This is a genomic window from Stenotrophomonas sp. S49 (genome assembly GCF_016624905.1).
GTDB lineage: Bacteria > Pseudomonadota > Gammaproteobacteria > Xanthomonadales > Xanthomonadaceae > Stenotrophomonas.
In genome coordinates, this window is the sequence record NZ_JACVUD010000002.1 from 40,728 (window position 1) to 58,128 (window position 17,401).

The 17,401-nt window shown below is 62.6% G+C and carries 13 protein-coding genes and 1 pseudogene; 4 read left to right on the forward strand and 10 right to left on the reverse strand.

Annotated features, from left to right (window positions below):
- Positions 1 to 2 precede the first annotated feature (2 nt).
- The 6 genes and pseudogenes from IAE58_RS00735 to IAE58_RS00760 all read right to left on the reverse strand — a co-directional run bounded on the left by IAE58_RS00735 (position 3) and on the right by IAE58_RS00760 (position 7,113).
- Positions 3 to 869, reverse strand: a complete 867-nt coding sequence (locus IAE58_RS00735; RefSeq protein WP_233614535.1) for a hypothetical protein — start codon at positions 867 to 869, stop codon at positions 3 to 5.
- A 124-nt stretch (positions 870 to 993) separates the two neighbouring features.
- Positions 994 to 1,199, reverse strand: a pseudogene (locus tag IAE58_RS00740) (hypothetical protein).
- Between the two features lie 35 nt (positions 1,200 to 1,234).
- Complete coding sequence (locus IAE58_RS00745) at positions 1,235 to 4,219, reverse strand: XVIPCD domain-containing protein (RefSeq protein ID WP_199932428.1); 2,985 nt, start codon at positions 4,217 to 4,219, stop codon at positions 1,235 to 1,237.
- Positions 4,216 to 4,725, reverse strand: coding sequence for a hypothetical protein (locus IAE58_RS00750; RefSeq protein WP_199932429.1), 510 nt, complete (start codon positions 4,723 to 4,725; stop codon positions 4,216 to 4,218). The genes IAE58_RS00745 and IAE58_RS00750 overlap by 4 nt, the downstream gene beginning before the upstream one ends.
- Before the next feature lie 654 nt (positions 4,726 to 5,379).
- Positions 5,380 to 5,880: a hypothetical protein gene (locus IAE58_RS00755; RefSeq protein WP_199932430.1), complete on the reverse strand. Its 501-nt coding sequence runs from the start codon at positions 5,878 to 5,880 to the stop codon at positions 5,380 to 5,382.
- 73 nt (positions 5,881 to 5,953) lie between these two features.
- Positions 5,954 to 7,113, reverse strand: a protein-coding gene (locus IAE58_RS00760) for an IS3 family transposase (RefSeq protein WP_199932431.1) whose coding sequence is annotated in 2 segments (ribosomal slippage) — positions 5,954 to 6,858 and positions 6,858 to 7,113 — 1,161 coding nt in all. Because the reading frame shifts where the segments join, the coding sequence is not laid out codon by codon here.
- Between the two features lie 471 nt (positions 7,114 to 7,584).
- On the opposite strand from IAE58_RS00760, the gene IAE58_RS00765 reads away from it, so the two are divergent.
- Both IAE58_RS00765 and IAE58_RS00770 read left to right on the forward strand, forming a co-directional pair.
- Positions 7,585 to 8,217, forward strand: coding sequence for a DUF1629 domain-containing protein (locus IAE58_RS00765; protein ID WP_199932432.1), 633 nt, complete (start codon positions 7,585 to 7,587; stop codon positions 8,215 to 8,217).
- A 30-nt stretch (positions 8,218 to 8,247) separates the two neighbouring features.
- Positions 8,248 to 11,631: an XVIPCD domain-containing protein gene (locus IAE58_RS00770; RefSeq protein WP_199932433.1), complete on the forward strand. Its 3,384-nt coding sequence runs from the start codon at positions 8,248 to 8,250 to the stop codon at positions 11,629 to 11,631.
- 34 nt (positions 11,632 to 11,665) lie between these two features.
- Here IAE58_RS00770 and IAE58_RS00775 read toward each other — a convergent pair whose 3' ends face one another.
- The 4 genes from IAE58_RS00775 to IAE58_RS00790 form a co-directional block, all read right to left on the reverse strand.
- On the reverse strand, positions 11,666 to 13,084 hold the full coding sequence (locus tag IAE58_RS00775; protein ID WP_199932434.1) for a dihydrolipoyl dehydrogenase: 1,419 nt from the start codon (positions 13,082 to 13,084) through the stop codon (positions 11,666 to 11,668).
- Positions 13,081 to 14,466 carry an NAD-dependent succinate-semialdehyde dehydrogenase gene (locus tag IAE58_RS00780; RefSeq protein ID WP_199932435.1) on the reverse strand — a complete coding sequence of 462 codons (1,386 nt, stop codon included), beginning with the start codon at positions 14,464 to 14,466 and terminating at the stop codon, positions 13,081 to 13,083. The genes IAE58_RS00775 and IAE58_RS00780 overlap by 4 nt, the downstream gene beginning before the upstream one ends.
- 50 nt (positions 14,467 to 14,516) lie before the next feature.
- Positions 14,517 to 15,278 (reverse strand): hypothetical protein, encoded by a 762-nt coding sequence (locus tag IAE58_RS00785; RefSeq protein ID WP_199932436.1) that lies wholly within the window; start codon positions 15,276 to 15,278, stop codon positions 14,517 to 14,519.
- Positions 15,279 to 15,488: 210 nt separating this feature from the next.
- On the reverse strand, positions 15,489 to 16,106 hold the full coding sequence (locus IAE58_RS00790; RefSeq protein WP_199932437.1) for a hypothetical protein: 618 nt from the start codon (positions 16,104 to 16,106) through the stop codon (positions 15,489 to 15,491).
- Positions 16,107 to 16,386: 280 nt separating this feature from the next.
- Here IAE58_RS00790 and IAE58_RS00795 point away from each other — a divergent pair, with 280 nt between their 5' ends.
- Together IAE58_RS00795 and IAE58_RS00800 are read left to right on the forward strand one after the other, a co-directional pair.
- Complete coding sequence (locus IAE58_RS00795; RefSeq protein ID WP_199932438.1) at positions 16,387 to 16,635, forward strand: hypothetical protein; 249 nt, start codon at positions 16,387 to 16,389, stop codon at positions 16,633 to 16,635.
- Between the two features lie 41 nt (positions 16,636 to 16,676).
- On the forward strand, positions 16,677 to 17,318 hold the full coding sequence (locus tag IAE58_RS00800) for a DUF1629 domain-containing protein (protein ID WP_199932439.1): 642 nt from the start codon (positions 16,677 to 16,679) through the stop codon (positions 17,316 to 17,318).
- The last annotated feature ends 83 nt before the right edge of the window (positions 17,319 to 17,401 follow it).

Here is a 17,401-nt window from a genome sequence, read left to right on the forward strand (position 1 = left end):
TGTCAGGACCTCTTGTACTTGGCAAGGGCGGTGCGCACAGCAGACTCGATGTGCTTCCAGTCTTTCAGGATGACCCGGGGATAGGTTGCAGTGATCGAGATGCTGTCCTCAACATCCACGAAGTAGTGAATGCAGCCGGCTACCCGGCTGTCTTCCGTGTCGGCCAGTCGATCACCGGAGATGGTGAGACCGTCGGGGAAGTGAGCTTCGCTCTCGCACTTGATGAAGGTGGTAAGTTCGCCATCGCCATTTCGAGCAACGTACCAATCCTTCTCCATGCGCAGATTGCGGGGCTGGGGCATCTTCGTTTCCTGCTCCAGTGCCTTCTGGAACGCAGGCATCAATGCTTCGTTGATTGCATAGGGCACCAGGCCGAAGCGCTCTGGCTGGGGTATCCGCAGGTCAAGCCGTTCGGTTGGGTCGTTGCGCAGTACCGATGTCGGCGTCGAGGTCTGCTCCGTGCTGGCATAGCGCTCCAACAAGCCTCTGATGGGGGTGCGATCAATATGCTGCAGGCCAATGACCACAGAGCGCTGGAAGTCTTCCATCGAACGATCCGGGCGGGTGCCCGGTGGGGCGGGGCCCAGGTCGGGCCACAGAACGGTCAGCCCAACGCTGCCATCGAAGTACGGACCGATCTGGTTGTCGTAGTAATTGGCGGGGAACATGAATCGGTGCGGGCCTATCCTGGCCTCCACAGGTTCAGTGGTGTATGTGTGCCCTTTGATCGTGCGGCGCACGGTGGGATCTTCACTCATTTCAGCCTCCTTGCTTTGCGATTCCATGGATGAGGAATTCATACACCCGCCGGCGCCCAGTGCCAGCACTGCCGTGACAGCACAGCGGAAGCTGAAAGCAGCAATCTTCATGGAGTCAATCCATTGCTCATCTGGCTGAGAAATATACGTGCCGTGCGGTTGGCGCGTCGATCACTAGCGACATGATTGATCCTTCAGTGGATTCCGGTTCAAAGGACTTCAGCGATCCATTGCGTTACCCAGGGCGTGGCCAGAGCGCATCGTCGCGCTCCCGATCGTAGTCACTGCCAAACGCAACGCCGCCTCGCGCGGCGGCAGATCGGCGTAGCAGCCCATCAGGAAGGCATCCATGCCAGCATCCTGGTGGTCGATGGCGAACAGGTAGCGGAGCTCGGCATCGAAGGCGGCCAGCCAGGCGGGATCGATCGGTAGCACGGTCATGGTCCAAGAGGGAATTAGTGGGTACCGGGCGGCGATCACCCCATACTCGCCGCACGCCCTCTCACCTCCTGCTGCATCCGCTCTTCCTGCGACTGCTGCTCAAGCTCACGGCCCATCGCACGCTGCTGCGCTTCCTGGCTCACGCTTTCATACCGCTGCAGTGATTGCTCAACGGGCGTCTGCACGGCCTGCGCTGTGGGCATCGAAGAACGCACATGCGAGGGGTCGTTCAGCTCGCCCTGCACCAGAAACACCGTCTGTCCCGCAGGGCTCTGCGCGCTCGCGTTGCTCAGCACTACGTGGTCCACGCGTGACAGATCGCTGTTTTTGGCCAGCACCAGAAGGCTCGCGCTCATGCGCTCGCTGATCGCGTCGAAGCTGCGGCCATGCTTGGCGTCCAGGGCAGCTACTCCATCGCGAATCTGCTCGTAGAGGGGGTAGTCGGGGTGGCCCGGCAACAGCGGGCTGCCTGCATTCTGGGCTTCCTCCGCGGCCTTGCCGGCGTGGCCGTGCACTGCATGGCCGGGGCGTTCCGGTTCCTGTACCACGGCGGGAACGATTGGGCGTTCGCGTTGCTGCCCATCCCTCTGCGGCAGGGCAGGGGACGGGGCCCCATGGGCCGATTGCATGCGCGCCATGTCCTCCACGGTGGTGGTGGAAGTCAGCTCCATGCGGTTGCCCGGGGCGGTGCCGAAGGAGGCGATGGCGCTGTCCGCGCTGGGCGCGTGCGTGCGCGGGTCCGGCATCAGTTCCAGCGTGATGTCGGTCTGCTTTCCAACGGCGGCAAGCTTCTGTTCAACTGCAGCCGTCGTGGCGGCAAGCTGCTCCTCGGTGCGTGTAATGCCGTGCTTTGCGTACAGCGTCTCCACCTGGCCGCGCACGCCCTCAGGCGCGATGTGTACGGTGGCCTTGATCTGCTCGGCCATCCTGCCCATGTCTGCAATGCCGGCGTTCTGGCTCTGCCAGGTGATCTCCAGCTCATCGCCGATATTGCGATTTGCCTGGCTGTCGTAGGCCACGCCCTCGTGGACCCACTGGCCATCCGCATGGCGGCTGTAGCTGCGGCCGTCGCTTGCACGCAGGGTATCGGCGCCGTCCTGCGCCTTGCGGATTGCCTGCGGAACGGACGGGTTCTGCGCGTCGCCGAAATCACTCCAGCGGCCCTGCTCGTGGGCCACCATGTAGCGCGACGCCACCGACGCGGGGGTGTTGGCCGCGTTCTGCGCGATGACGGTGCGCGATTGCTCATCCAGGGCCGGTTCGCGTTCCGGCGGAATGGGCTCGCGCCGGGTGATGGGTGTGCGCCCGTCAACGACTTCCCGTATCTCCAGCTCCCATTGCCGCGAGACGGTATCGCGTACGAACTCCCTTCCGGTCTCGAAGGCGCTGGGTGGCGGCTCTTTCAAGCCACTGGCATTCAGTCGATAGGGATTCTGCGGCGGTGGCAGGTTGGCCAGGCCCAGCTCGTAGGAGGCACGGGCGGCCTGCCAATTCAACTGGCGCTCCAGCGTGCCGGTGGCCACATAGTCGGCTTTGAAGGTGACATCGGCGCCCTGTGCCGTCTGCACGGGCCGCACTTCCACGCCAGTCCCCAGATCGGCGCTCTGCACCTGCTGTTGCTCGGCGCTGCGCAGCCAGCGGCCCTCCGGGTCTGCCGGGCTACGTGTCCAGGTGCGATGCAACGGGTCCTGCTGGATATAGACCCGCTCGATGTCCTTCTGTGCGGCCCACTGTTCACCCAGATGGGCGCCAAGCGCGCCGCCAGCGATGCCCGCAACGACAGCGCCGGGGCCCGACCACGAACCGGATACGACCCCAATGCCCGCACCTGCGGCGAAGCCGCCCAGCGCACCGCCCAGGTTGCGGCCGACGAAATGCGCCGAAGTGGAATCGGCCCCTGCAGTGTTGCCTTGCGAGTTCAGTTCCACCCATTTGTGGCCGGAGGTGGCGAAGTCGTGCGCCATAAGGGCGACGCCGGCAACGCCAAGTGCCTTCATGCCGGGGTTCACCCCGTGGGGTACGGCCTCGGCTACTGCCACGCCCGGAGGCCCGCGCGGTGCGCCCGGCTGCAGCGGCGAATGGGGCAGTGGCTCGGGAAGATCGGCGAACAGACGCGGGCCCGTAGACAGCGCCGAGCGAGCAGCGACCCATTCCGCGCGGGTGGTGGACATCTCGTGCAGGCTTAGGGCGCTGTAGTCGTGCAGGGGCTTTTCGAAGAGGGTCTTGCCCATGGCGTCATAGCCATCGATGGGCTTCAGGTGCAGGCGCACCTGGGCCACGTCAACCGCTTGGCCCGTGTTGGTGGTGGCGTGCTGGGCCAGGGTGCGCTCGAGGGTCTGGTACTCGGCGGCTGACTGGCTGGCGAAGGTGAGCGGGTCTGTACCGAAGGCGCTTATGGGGTAGCCGTTGATGCGGAGTTGAGGGTGTTCGAGGGCGGTGGGTAGCTCGAAGTTGCTGAACCCGCGGTTGGCTGGCGCTCCATCTACGAAGGCGACAAGCGGTTTGCCGGTGCCGATGGCGTTTTCGAGGAACTGGGAACTGCCGGCGTTCCACATGATGTCTCGAAGGGCGCCACCGGAACTATCCTTCATGGGCATCACGCCTTCTGTCTGCAAGAAGGCTTTTAGCTTGGCTTCCATGATGCTGAAATCGGGGTGCTGTGTCGGCAGGTCCTCGATGCTCTGGATGTACTTGCCCCATGCGGTATCGCCAATAATCCCTGCGCGCCCATCAACATCTTCCGCGTAGGCGAGCGCGTTGGAGTAGTTGAGTGCGTTTCCCCTGTCCGTACCAGAGAAGGCAACATAGTCCTTCCCCGCTGGAAGCTGAGGCGGAAGCGCGCTCATCTTTCCTGCGACAAAATCGGCATAGCTGGTTGCACTGTCTGGGCCAGAACCAGGTGCCTTGAGATAGTCGGTAATCCGCTCCACCTGATGGGGCGATAACGGACTTCCATCCGCTCTGTTGGTCGCTCCACCCAAGGTTGTGCGGACAAAATCATCGAAGACGTATCTGCTCACGGCTGCACCGCCCGGGGTTGGCTGCCGGGAACGTATGCATCTGCCAAGACAATCTCGCCATCCTGTGAAAACGGAATTTGCTCGGGTACCAGAATTCCCTGTTGATTGAGAGCGCTGAGAGAAGTCACAACCACATTTCTCTGTGGTTCGACATTGTCATGGCTTCCTACGAACACGGCCACAAGGCCTTCGGCAATGGTGGAAAGAAAGATGAAATCATCATCCGTGTTTCCAATCTTCCGCTTCAATCTAAAGATCGAATCGAATGCCGAGTGGTGAGTGATCTCGAGCTTGTATAGCCACTCGCGGTGACCATCGGTAACCAATGCCGTCTCTTTTCCCAAGATTCCTAAACCGCCTATCCGCTCGCCATTGCGTCGAAATGCGTACTGAAACTCGATGCCTGTTCCGCCTCCCGGCAGAGTTGCGGGAAGCATGCGGGGCTGCGGGATAGACACGCCGCTGCTTTCGTCAATTGCAGAGATCCCGAGCGGCTTGAAATCCATTGGCATAGTCGTTCCTTCAATTCGTATCGTTGGTGTCGCGCAGCTGTTGCGAGGGGCGACATCTTGCTCGGATTACTCCGCAGATCTCGTCGCCAACGAGATGCATGTCCGGCGGTCAGGCGACGCGCTGAATGCGAGCGGGATTACTCCCCAGGCAGACTATACGGTCGTTGCCCCACGCATTTCAGAAGTCGGGTAGCTCGGCCTTCAATACTGCTCTCTCGTTCACATATTCAGCAGGCCGATTCCGTCACGCAGACCGCCTTCACCCGCCCGGGAACCCACTTTTCCGATCTTCACGCCGGGACAGCAGTACGCCATAGGGGGGGGTAGGCATGAACGGAAGGTGCGCCATACCGTCACCGCACTCCTGCCGGCGCCGTAGACCCCGTGGAAGATCGACTGGAACGGCTTGCATCTCGTAGGTAGCTCGGAGCCACAACCAATGGCGCCTGCCGGCAGCCAACATCTTGGTCGTGAGGTAGCCAGCGAAGCTCGTAACGCCATCAGGCCCCGATTGGCGTGATCTCAGGTAGGAGATCACCTCTTGCTTCTGCTGCATTGAAACCGCTCTGCCGTCAGAAGTGTTCTTCGCTCCGTGCAATGTTGCGAGAGCCAAATCGTCGAATATGAAACTGGACATGACGGTCAGCCTCAATCCGCACGAACGGGATTGACTGCTTCAGCCAAGATGATGACGCCTCCATGGTGAGCGGGCGCAATGCCAACGGTAGAAATATCGTTGCAAGCCAGTGCATCGGCCTTGGTGAGCGCAACGTATCGCACGCCATACCTTGAACTGCTGTGGTCCATGTTCGCCAGCACCAACCCCTGTGCAACTGAACACAGGAAGGCGAAGTTGCTGTCCTGGTTGTTCAACGTCTGCTTGAAGCCGAGGATGGACTTCAGAGCCGAGTCGCGACCTAGATCGAGGGCAAAGACGCGTACGCGGCCACTCTCTGTCTCAACCATCTCGTCGCTTCCAAATAGCCCCAATCCCTCAACTCTCTCGGCGTTGAGATAGAAGAGATACTGATACTCGGTGTGGTTCGGATCCTCCGGTGGGCTCGCCGGCAGGATGCGCGGTGCGGTGATGATCACGCCGGAGTGGCGATCGATTGCGCAGCCAGGCTGACGCTCAAATTTCAGCGGCATGATTGATTCTTCAATGGAGTCCGGTTGCAGGCGATGGGATGGGCGGCTGGACCGGCCAGAGTTCCGTAGACACTCATGAGCCGCTTTGCGCGTAGCGCCGTTCAAACTCTACAGGCGCTAGGTCGCCAGCGAAACCATGCCGGCGGATCGGGTTGTAGAACATCTCGATGTAATTGAATGCGTCAGAGTGCGCTTCATCCCGGATCGGATAGATCTGTCGCTTGATTCGCTCCTTCTTCAGTGCACTGAAGAAGCTCTCAGCCACTGCATTGTCGCGGCAGTTGCCTCGCCGGCTCATGCTCGGAACTATGCCGTGTTGCTTCATTAGCGATAGCCAGTCGCTACTAGTGAACTGGCTGCCTTGGTCGGAGTGAATGATCAAGCCCGCAGCAGGCTTCCGCTTCCCTATCGCTGATACGAGTGCCTGCAACACAAGATCCGTGGTCATCTGGGACTGCGTTGCCCAGCCAACCACCTGCCGTGAGTAGAGGTCGACGATCACAGTCAGGAACAGCCAGCCTTCGTACGTGCGGATGTAGGTAATGTCGGTGACCCACACCTTGTTGGGACCAGAGGGTGAGAAGTCACGATTGACGACGTTCTCAGCCAATCCGACTGGCCCGCCTCGATGTCGCGGCTTCCTTCCGTAGCCAATTTCCGCGCGTATGCCGTCTGCCTTCATCAGACGTCGAACCCGGTGGCGACTGCAGCGCTCGCCACTCTCCCGAAGTTCACGCGTGATCTTGCGGTAGCCATAGACCGTGCCGCTCGCCAGCCAGGCGTGCTTGATGAGGCCGCGAAGGCGATCATCTTCACGACGCCGCGGCCTGTCTGGATTGCCCGCCCATGCGTAGTACCCACTGCGGTTAACCCCAAGGACTCGACACATTGCGGTCAGTCTGAATCGCTCCAGATGCTCACGCATGAACGCGTACTTCGCCGTCATCCCTTGGCGAAGTACGCCGCGGCTTTTTTTAGTATGTCGCGCTCCTCGGTCAGGCGTTTGACCTCGGCCTTCAAACGCCGGACCTCGGCTGAATCCTTGGGCGATGGCAGCATCGCCCCCTCGGGTGTGCCCGCCAGGGCCTCGCTTCTGGCCTTCCGGAGCCATTGGTAAAGGCTATGCGAAGAGACTCCCAGCCGTTTGGCAAACTCCGCAACCGCGAAGCCCCGTTCGGTCACCTGCTTGACCGCCTCGGCCTTGAACTCAGCCGTGTACTGCTTGCTCGTCATAGACACCTCTCTCGTTACCATTGATTATGGCTCTGAGTTGTCTACGAAATCCTGGCCGGTCCATTCTGAAGGAAGAATCGATCTCCAATGGAAAGGGCTGAGACGGAGTGAACCTGTTCGCGGAAGCATTCTTCACCGAGGTGTATAAGAGATCGTCAGGCATAGCCCTGGTAGCCATTTGATGCAGCAACGAGGGGCCGCAATGCTTCCACAGGGAAGAACACTTCTCTGCTTGGCCATGACCGTGTGCATGGCATTCGTCGGCGGTTGCCAGGCCGAGTCCGGAGTTCAGGCGGACTCGCATTCAGCGTCGGTCCGGGTGGACCAGGCGCCGCTGGTCAGACCGTTCCCGCTGGTGCTGCCGCGGGGTAAAATCATGTCGTCGAGAAGTACATACTGGAAGCGACTGCTAACTGGCGATTACTTGTTGCCAGCAAGATCGTGAAACATGTTCTCGAATAGGGCTCGAGTATGAAAAATGAAAGCGGACCAAAATCGGGGCAGTTCTACATCCTTCGCGCTGACATGGGCGGTGGTGGGCGGGGGCACGGCGTTGAGGTCGAGAATGAAGATGAAATTCCTTTTCCCGCCAGCCTGAGCATCCCTCCTGAGGCTGGAGGGCTTGCGAACTTGAAAGTGAAGCCACGCCTTCGGCATGAACCCCGGCTGGGGGACATGCCAAAGGATTTGCAGAGCGGCATCACCGACTACTGGCTTGTGTCAGAGCCGCTGAAGCAACTGCTTGCGTCAGTGGATCCTGAGGGTTTTGCATTCGTCGAATGCGAGTTTGTCCTGGAGAGTGGTGCCACAGCTGCGCCGCACTACTTCTGCGAAGTGACGAGGGTGCTTGATGCAGTTGATCTGGCGTCGTCCAAGGTCAAGGTACTGACCGAGGGCTATAGGAATGGCAAGTACTACAGCCTCGCGGGAGGCGCGCGATTGGCGTTTGACGCGAAAGTAGTAGGCGCGGCACACGTGTTCGTAACGCCCTATACCGCTGATGTCTTTTGCGACAGGACTCTGCGTGATGCGCTTCTGGAGGGCGGCTTTGGAATGGAGCCCATGACGCGCGGCGTGCGGCTGATCGACGCTGCGGATATCTGATAGTGCCTGCGTGTGCCGGAAGGGAATCTTATGGCTGCTGGTCAAGTAATACTGCAAAGTCACCATGTTCTGGAGCAGAATCTCTTCAGAGATCATCCGCTGCTGAAACGGCTGGATGAGCTCAAGCTCATTGAGAAAGATTCCTCGGCGAATCGCATCTACTTGCCTGTAGAGGGGGAGCTTGCCGAGGATATTGAATCGTCTCCCCACCGTGGTCGCACAAGAAGTTCGTACACGGACGGTGTTACCAGCTTTCTCGATGACCTGCGCAGGACTGACGATGGTATGGCCGCAATGAGAAAAGAGCCTGCTGCTGCGGCTCGCATTGCGGCACGGGTGACTGAGTTCCAAGAGACATTGAAGCTTGGTCTAATCAATGGAGATGCTCTTGCCACCACGCCAGATGCGTTGACAAAGGATCAAGCCAACGCTCGAAACGTAAGGTTTTTCTCCGACCCGCAAACGTACCGTGCGGAACATGCAGTCCAGCTCAGGATGCTGCGATCAATGGGGCCAGTGGAGTCAGAGTGGGCAGCAGTCACTCACTCAGACGCCAGGATCGGGCGGATCATTGATGAGATCCACAGTAGCCCCAAGAACCTGGTTGCCGGCCCGGGTGAGCGGGACGCGTTTGCACGCGAAGTGGCAGGCAGAATGGAGATGCGTCTGGCGATATCGCAGGCGGAACAGGCGGGGCGCCTAACATTGTCGGATGTGACCCACGCGCGCGTCCGGCACGCCTTAGTGGATGATCTGCCATCCATCGGGCCCGCGCGGGGAGGAATCTATGATCTGACTGCACCATCTCCAGCGCAGTACAAGCCCGTCTCGCAGCGCGGCTTCGTAACCATGGACCTCCTCATCGGCGAAGCCTCCGCCAGCCAACTGGTCCGTTCCGGCGGCCTGCTCGCCTCCGGCGCGGATGCCATCCTCACCACGCGCCGCATATCCGAGCACCTGCAGCAGGGCAACGGCACGGCCGCCCAGTCCGAGTTCAACCACGCGGTTGCACGCAGTGGCGGCGGCTGGCTCGGAGGCATGGCAACCGCCTCCGTCATCGGCACGTCCAGCTTCGTGCCGGCGGCGGTGGTCGCGGCCGATGCGTTGTTCATGAGCAAGGCATTCGACAAGGGTGCCGACCTGCTCGACAACCGTGCGGTGTATCACCAGAAAGACAATGCCGATGTGCAGTGGAAATTTGACGGCAACAACTGGCAGCGCCAGGCCAAGATGGAGAACTCGGTTGCCGGCCCTGGGGTTGCCACCGAGCACAGTGTCGGCGCGAGCTATGAAAAGGCGCGCGAACTGGGTGCGAGAGCCAGCGTCAGCGCAGTGGAGCTGGCACTGAAGGCTGCGTCGGCACCGCAGGATCCCTTCAACCTTCCTGCCCGCAGCGATGAAGGAAAAGGCTTCGGTAACCCGAACTGGCACCGCGATGCCCAGACCCAACAGTGGACCCGCCAGATCAAGACCGATGTCGTCGGTGCGAATGATCGCGGCGTCTACGAAACCCAGACGGCGACACCCGAACGCGCTGCGGAGCTGAACCAGCAGGCCGTGCAGCGCATCGAGGACAACATCGCCCATGGCAAGGCGGCGATCGCGGCAAGTTACCTGGAGAATCGTGCCGCCACGCGTGCAAGCGATTTTGTGCCCGTGGTGCCCGATGCTGTCGAGGCGGCGCGCGCCCGGCCGGACGCCATTCTTGGTTCGGACAACGTGCTCTACCAGCGTGACGAAGCGGGAACATGGTCCCACGAGGGGCGCGTAGCACAGGGCAACATGGCGCTGGAGCTGGAGGCGACGCGCAAGATCCAGCAGCCGTCGATTGAGGTCCTCGACCGTTCCGTTGCTGCGCTTGAGGCACGCCCCGCACCTACGAATGCCGAGATGAACCGGAACGAGGTGCGGCATGGCTATGCCTCTGCTGGCATCTCGCCATCCCCACAGTGGATGGAGGCCATCGAGCTGGCGACGGCGCGTACACGAGTCCAGCACGGCATCACCGGCGCGACGATGCAGCAGCTTGCGCCTGCGGTCGAGGGCAATGCGGGCGAGTCACGGGCGATTACCCACTACCAGGTGGGCGCCGATGGTGTTGCCCATCCGGTGGCGACGACGACCACCGAGGAACTGCAGGCGGCGTGGCGCGAAGTGCGTGCGCGTGCCGCCCAGCAGGCCCCGGTGCCTGATTCGCCCGAGCTGCGCATCGCAGCATTGTCGCCGCGCGAGCAGGAGGCTTATCAGCAGGCACTGCAGGAGGCCAATCGGCAAGGCGCAGCCACGGTGGATGCCGGCCAGGCCGCATTGGCGGCGGCCCAGCAGATTCAACGCGGTGCCTCGGTGGCGACGGACGCTGATGAAGCGCTGGCAGAAGCCCAGCGCGAGCAGGTCCAGCACCGCGTGCCTGTTCCCTCTGAACCCATTGCCGCCACTGCGCCGCGCGTGGCGGTGCGCACGCCTGCCGCCGAGCGCGAGACCCCTGAAATTGCCCGGCGGGAGGAGCAGCGAGAGCTGCGGCGCGAGCCCGAGCCACCGCGCCGTCCTGAGCCGCAGCAGGCCGAAGCGCAGGAGCGCGCGCGGGAGGTGGCTGATGCGCCTGCGGCGCGAACGCTGCCTGAGCCGCCTGCTGATGCGGCCGTCGCTCCGGATGCCGCTCCTCACCACGCACATGCGCAGGAGGCACAGCGGGCCCCGAGCTACGTTGCTCCTCAGCCGAAGCACGCGGTTGTGCCGCCGGTCGTGCCTGAGACTCCACCGGAGGCTACTCGTACGCCGGTTGTTGAGCGGGCGGACATAGCTGAAGCTCTCCCTGCGCAGAACAACGTTGTCGAGCCTGTGGCTGAGCGGTTCGAGAAAGCGTCGCAGTACGAGGACGCTGTCCCATCCACTGCAATCACCGAGGATGGCGCGCTGGCGAAGGCTGAGCCACGAACGGATACCGAGGTCGCCACCCCGCATCCGGCGGGCGCCGCGTTTGGTCCAGCTCAGCCAGGCCATCCTGACCATGCCCTGTATCAGCAGGTCCGCCAGGGCATCGAGGCGCTTGATGCAAAACATGGCCGAAGCTTCGACCACATCAGCGAGCGCATGGCGGCAAGCCTGACTGTGCTGGCCAAGGACAACGACCTGGAGCGGGTGGACCACGTGCTGGTCAGCAATGCCACCGCTGAGCGTCCTACAGGCCATACGTTGTTCCTGGTGCAAGGGGAGCCTGCAGACCCGGCACACCATCGCGCGAGCATGCCCACGGAAGTGGCTGCTCAAACCTCGGTTGAAGAATCGGCGCAACAGTTTGACGCGGTCAGCCGCGAGGCGCAGCAGCGTGCGGCGGCCAACCAGATGGAACAGCAGCTGGAAGACCAGCGCGTGCAGCATGAGATTCAGATACGGGCTGCGAGCGGAGGGGGCTAAGCCATTTGCAGAATCTCACGCGGCTGCTCGCCGCTTATCCCCCCGCTGGCGCCCCCGCATCATGGTCCGCCGGCAACTCAATCGGCGTCGCCGCGCAGATACTGCGCAGGGCCTGCTTCAAGCCTTCCTCCATCGTCGGGTGGTAGAACGGCAGCTCCAGCAGTCGGCTTGCGGTGCAGCCGGTTTCAACGGCCCATGCCAGCAGGTGCGCCAGGTGCTCGCCTGCTGGCGCCACCAAGTCGGCACCAATCAGCGTGCCCTCGGGGGCCGCCGCATACAGGGTCAGGGTGCCCTCGTTGACACCCTCCACGCGCGCGCGGCCCTGGTCATCAAAATCGGCTGTGCCGGTCACGGCGCCCTCGTCCTCGGATTGACCGATGCTGGCAACCGGCGGGTCGGTGAATGTGATGCTCAGCGGAACGTGGCGCTTCACCATGATCTTCGCTGGCATCGCCGCGGCGTTGCGCCCAGCAATGGCGCCATCGCTCGAGGCCTCATGCAGCAGAGGCAGGTCGGCGGCGGCGTCGCCGGCGAGGAACACCGCGCTGTCACCGCAGCGCATCGTCTCGCGGTCGTGGCAGGGCACGCCGTGCTTGTCGAGTGCCAGTTGTGCCTTGTCCAGCGCCACGTCGTCCAGGTTGGGCGGGCGGCCCAGTGCAGCCACAACGTAGTCCACCTGCACGCTGCCATCTGCTGCGTCCTTGCCGCTCCAGCGCACGCGTACGCCTTCATCGCATCGCTGGGGGGCCACGTCCACACCGAGGTGAACCTCCATATCGCGCTTCAGCACCGCCAGTAGTGCATCGTGCACACGCGGGCAGCGCACCTTGGCCAGCGTTGTCTCCTTGCTCAGCAGCGTTACCTGCACGCCCAGCCGGGCCAGAGCCTGGGCGAATTCCAGCCCCAGCGAGCCGGCACCCACCACCGCTACGCGCTTGGGGAGCTGCTTCAGTTCGAACAGGCTCTCGTTGGTCAGCACGCGGTCGCCCAGTGCTTCAAAGGGCGGCGGCAAGGCAGGCGCGGAGCCGGTAGCGATGACGATGGCGCGTGCCTCAATGCGTCGGCCGTCGTGCAGTTCCAGCGTGGTCGGCGCGGCAAACCGCGCACGACCGGTCAACCGCGTAGCAGGGTCCAGTTTTTCGATCTGCTTGCGGGTGAGTGCTGCAAAGCGATCACGCTCCTCACGCACGCGCCGCATCACTGCCACGTCATCAATCGTCATGCCCTCCACGCGGATGCCGAACAGGTCTGAACGGCGCACGCGCTCGGCCTGCCTGGCAGCCGCCAGCAACAGCTTGGAAGGCATGCAACCGACGTTGGCGCAGGTGGTGCCGCTGAAGTGCGGATCGATCAGCAACGTGGAAGCTCCATTACGGCGCGCGGCCCGCTCTGCTGCCAGACCGGCCGTGCCGGCGCCGATCACCGCCACATCACAGTGCAGGGGCGTGCTCATGGGGCCGCCGGCAGCGTAATCGACTTGATGTTGACGAACTCCTTCAGCCCCTCAGGCCCATGTTCACGCCCGTAGCCCGATGCCTTCACCCCGCCGAAGGGCAGGGTGGGGCCGGCCACGTTGAAGCCATTGATGCAGACCATGCCGGTATCGAAGTACGTGGTGGCCAGCTCGCGCGCGCGCTTCACATCGCGGCTGAAGATGCCGCCGCCCAGCCCGTAGCGGCTGTCGTTGGCAATACGCATGGCGTCATCATCGTCCTTGGCCTTGATGATGGCTGCAGCGGGCCCAAACAGTTCGTCCTCATACGCCACCTGGCCCGGCGCCACATCGGCCAGCACCGTGGCCGGGTAGAACCAGCCTGTCCTGGCCGGCACTTCGCCACCCACCACCAGCCGCGCGCCCTGGGCAACGCTCTTGCTGACCTGCTCATGCAGGGTGTCACGCTGGGCCTTGGATACCATCGGGCCGAGCTGGGTCTTGCCGTCATTCGGGTCGCCCATGCGGATCTGCTCGAACTGCTTTGCGTATGCCTCAACAAACGCGTCGTAGTTTTTCTCGGTCACGATGAAGCGCTTGGCATTGACGCAGGTCTGGCCGTTGTTGAACAGGCGCCCCTTCACGCAGGTCTTCACCGCCAGTTCCAGGTCAGCGTCGTCCAGCACCAGATAGGCATCGTTGGAGCCGAGTTCGAGCATGGTCTTCTTCAGTGCCTTACCTGCCTTCTCGGCCACGGTGCGCCCCGCGTTTTCACTGCCGGTAAGGGTTACCGCGCGCACCAGGTCGTGGTCGATGACGGCATCGGACTGGTCGTGGCTGATCAGCAGCACGCCGAACAGCCCCTTGGGCAGGCCGGCTTCCTCGTACAGATCGCGCAGGAACAGGCCGCTGCCGGTGCAGCTTTCGGCATGTTTCAGCAGCACGCCGTTGCCGGCCATCAGGCTGGCAATGGAGTAACGCACCGCCTGGTAGGCCGGGAAATTCCACGGCTGGATGCCGTACACCACGCCGATGGGCGAGTGGGTCACGATGCCTACGCCATTGGCCGAGGGGCGCTCGTCATCGGCCAGCACCGCCGGACCCTGCTCGGCGGTGTACTTGCAGATGGCCACGCACAGATCCACCTCGCTGCGGCTGTCACCGATCAGCTTGCCTACTTCGTTGGTCATCAGCTGGGCGAAGGCTTCCTTCTTCTCTTCCAGCTTGCGGGCAATGGCGGCCACCACCGCGGCGCGTTCTTCCAGACTGCGCAGGCGCCACTGCAGGAAAGCCTCGTGGCAGGCCTTTACGGTGTCCGCTGCCTGCGCGTCGGACATGTAGGCGTAGGTATCCAGCACCTGTTCGGTAAGCGGGTTGATGGTCGTGAGCTGTTGCTTGGTCATGGTCAGGTCCACCTTGTCTTGGGGAAGGGAGGGCGAGGGTAGTAGCGGCGTCAGCCGTAGCGACGGCGATGGCGGTGCAGCGCGCCCTGCAGGTTGTGCAGGGCCTTCAGCATTTCGTCGCGCCAGCCATGGGCGGGCAGCTCGCGCACCGCCGAATGGGCGGCACAGACGAACGGGGTTCCGGCCCAGCGCTCGGCCAATGCGCGGGCCCAGCGATCAAACGCATCAGCGGCACCGGCGCGGGCCTGCAGCGCACGCGGCAGCGTGGGGTGGAACTTCAGGCGCGACTGCGGCAGCCACCTGCCCAGCATGCCGGGCGCTGCCAGCACGTTCAGCGTGTCATCCACGTGGACAATGCCGCTGTGGCGGTGGCGGACCAGCACCGAACCGGCGTGCACGCTGTCATTGGCCGGCACCAGATCCAGGCCGGCGGGAATGGAGAAATCCAGGTCGTCGGCAAAGTCGGCCTGGGTGGCCACGTCCTCGATCACGTGCGGATCCCACGGCAGGTGCGGCGCCCGCTGCAGATGACGGCGGGTGCCGATCAGGCGGGCAGCGGGCAGCAGCCGGTGCAACGGCTCGCAGTGCAGGGTATGGAACGGATGCACGTTGATGATCGCGTCCACCAATGTGCCGCCGGCGGTAAGGCCGAGCAGGGCCTGGCGCTGGGCGTCACTGGGGGTGTAGCTGTCCAGCACCACGAAGCGGCCATTGCTGCGGCGGAGTACGGAAAGCTGCGTACCTACGTCGAGCAGCCCGGCGACCTTGAAGGTGCCGCGCAGGTTCCAGAAATCGGGGGCGAGTTGCTGCATCAGGATCAGATGGCGAGGCTTTGGAAGCCATCGCTGGGGTCTGCTTGGGGGTGTGACTGATCGTGCGCAGGCCGCGATTCCAGCGGCGTGAAAGCGGGTGATGGGGATGTCAGGAGCGGCGGGGGGCTTTGCGGCCGCCGCTCCGTCAGCAGCGTGTTTTCAGGGCGAACGACAGGTAACGGTGACCGGAGCAGCCCGCCGGTTCGGCTCTCAGCTTCCAGGCACAGTGGTGAGATTGCGTGACCTGCCGTGGTTGGGCTCAATGTCGACCTGGAGCCCCATGGCGCGCGCCAACTGCCTCACCTGCGGGTCCAGGCTTCTGGCCATCTCCGCATCGCCCTCGATCATGATCAGCACGCGGTTTTCGCCGGGAAAGCCCGAGATGCCTGTCAACCCAGGAATCGAGCTGAAGATCAGCGGGTTATTCCGTTCCAGTATCCGACTGAACTCCGCTTCCGTGTGCACGTTCCCGGTCTCGAACACCACGCGCGTGCTTCCGCTTTCGGTCTTCACTACCCGGTTGGGCACCGGCTCGGTTCCGGTCAGTTCCACGAAGATGTGCTGATCGGGTGCATGCCGCAACGAAAGGGAGGACAGGCGGTCCGCGAACTCGTTCCTGAGCGCTTCGAACGTGGGATTGAGTTCGCCCTGGATAGCGAGCCGTGTGATGGCGTCATCGATCGAAACGCTGGGGTTTTCAGTGATGTAGTTGCGGGTAACGATCTCCATTTCCGCGTCCAAATCTGCAGCGGCAGCGGAGGTCTGGGCATGGGTTGTTCCGCAGAACAGCGCGAGGGCAGCGGCCCATATCAGTTGTCTTCCTTGCATTTTGAACTCCTTGAAATTCCTGGACTTTGCCGGGGGCTCTTGGCCCCATCCGCGAGGCCAGAGTACCTTCCGGCGCTGGACAGGGGTGTGTTCGAGTTCTCAGGCCGGTTACTTGGAGACCTGGCCTGGTGATGGGTTCCCCGCCGTGGCGGGCGCAGGGTGTGATGCAGGTCCGTTCCATATGGGGTTTCATTGCATTCCGATTGTCCGAAGGCCCAGCCCCGAGTAAAAAGAGGCCGTTGCTGGCCATCTTGCCGGGTGCCCATTGGAAGGGAGAAGCATGTCCAATAGTGATGAACGGGAAGGGCTGTTCGACCTGCAGCTGATCATTGGGCCGACCATCGTTGCTGGCAGCCCATTGCTTCGGCGTCTGGACGTGGCCGGAGCCTTCGATATGAATGCCTCGCAGGATCGGCTCTACCTGCCTGTCGAGGCGGCCGCGGTTGCACGGGCAGTGGGCGCTGTGAGGGACTTGCAGGACATTGTGAAAGTAGCGCTGATCAATGGGGATCTGGTGCTGGCCGTATAGAAGCGAGTTGCAGCGCTACAGGGATGCCAAGGAGGCACGCGATGGAGCCCACAGACAATGGCCTGGCCGAGACGGGAGAGTACTTCCTCTTCGCGCCTGATCTGGAGACGAATCGTCCTTTTCGAGGTGCCGTCTTCGACAATGTGCAGGCGCTGCTTACGCCGCCCCGACTCATCCTGCGTCCGGAGGATGGTGGCTTTCCCGAGTTGCGCGAGACGCCGCGCATCATCTTTGATGCATCTCTAGGGCCCACGCCGCGCGACCTGGAGGGTGGCTTCGATGGCTATTGGCTTGTCTCCGAGCGTCTACGCAATGCCATGTGCGCGGTCGACCCGGAAGCGTTTGCATTTGTGGAGTGTGAGATCCGCATGCCGAACGGCGCGCGGGGACCGCGTTACTTCCTATGCGATGCCGTGCGGGAGTTGGACGCACTCGATGAGGACAGATCCCGGCTGGACATAGAGGTGGACGACGACTTCGTGAATGGAAAGTTCTACTCGATCACCGGTGGGGCGAGCCTGGCGTTCAACAGGAGCGCCCTGAGCGGCGCACACGTGTTCCTTACGCCGTTCAGTACGTTTGTCATCGCCGACCGCCGCTTCGTCGACGCCATCCGGGCGGCGGGGATTCCCAAGGCCACAAGGCTGAGCGGGATCTCCTTCATCGATGCAGCACGCATCTGATCATCGTGGAGCGGGAATGAATGATGATCTGCATGGAATGGAGCCTTCGCGCATGAGTCATCCTGAGTGGTGCGAGTTCGTCC

Excerpts from the sequence above, each read along its gene's own strand:
- IAE58_RS00735 (WP_233614535.1), bottom strand. The coding sequence starts at position 869 with ATGAAGATTGCTGCTTTCAGCTTCCGCTGTGCTGTCACGGCAGTGCTG.
- IAE58_RS00750 (WP_199932429.1), bottom strand. The coding sequence starts at position 4,725 with ATGGATTTCAAGCCGCTCGGGATCTCTGCAATTGACGAAAGCAGCGGC.
- IAE58_RS00755 (WP_199932430.1), bottom strand. The coding sequence starts at position 5,880 with ATGCCGCTGAAATTTGAGCGTCAGCCTGGCTGCGCAATCGATCGCCAC.
- IAE58_RS00765 (WP_199932432.1), top strand. The coding sequence starts at position 7,585 with ATGAAAAATGAAAGCGGACCAAAATCGGGGCAGTTCTACATCCTTCGC.
- IAE58_RS00770 (WP_199932433.1), top strand. The coding sequence starts at position 8,248 with ATGGCTGCTGGTCAAGTAATACTGCAAAGTCACCATGTTCTGGAGCAG.
- IAE58_RS00775 (WP_199932434.1), bottom strand. The coding sequence starts at position 13,084 with ATGAGCACGCCCCTGCACTGTGATGTGGCGGTGATCGGCGCCGGCACG.
- IAE58_RS00780 (WP_199932435.1), bottom strand. The coding sequence starts at position 14,466 with ATGACCAAGCAACAGCTCACGACCATCAACCCGCTTACCGAACAGGTG.
- IAE58_RS00785 (WP_199932436.1), bottom strand. The coding sequence starts at position 15,278 with ATGCAGCAACTCGCCCCCGATTTCTGGAACCTGCGCGGCACCTTCAAG.
- IAE58_RS00790 (WP_199932437.1), bottom strand. The coding sequence starts at position 16,106 with ATGCAAGGAAGACAACTGATATGGGCCGCTGCCCTCGCGCTGTTCTGC.
- IAE58_RS00795 (WP_199932438.1), top strand. The coding sequence starts at position 16,387 with ATGTCCAATAGTGATGAACGGGAAGGGCTGTTCGACCTGCAGCTGATC.
- IAE58_RS00800 (WP_199932439.1), top strand. The coding sequence starts at position 16,677 with ATGGAGCCCACAGACAATGGCCTGGCCGAGACGGGAGAGTACTTCCTC.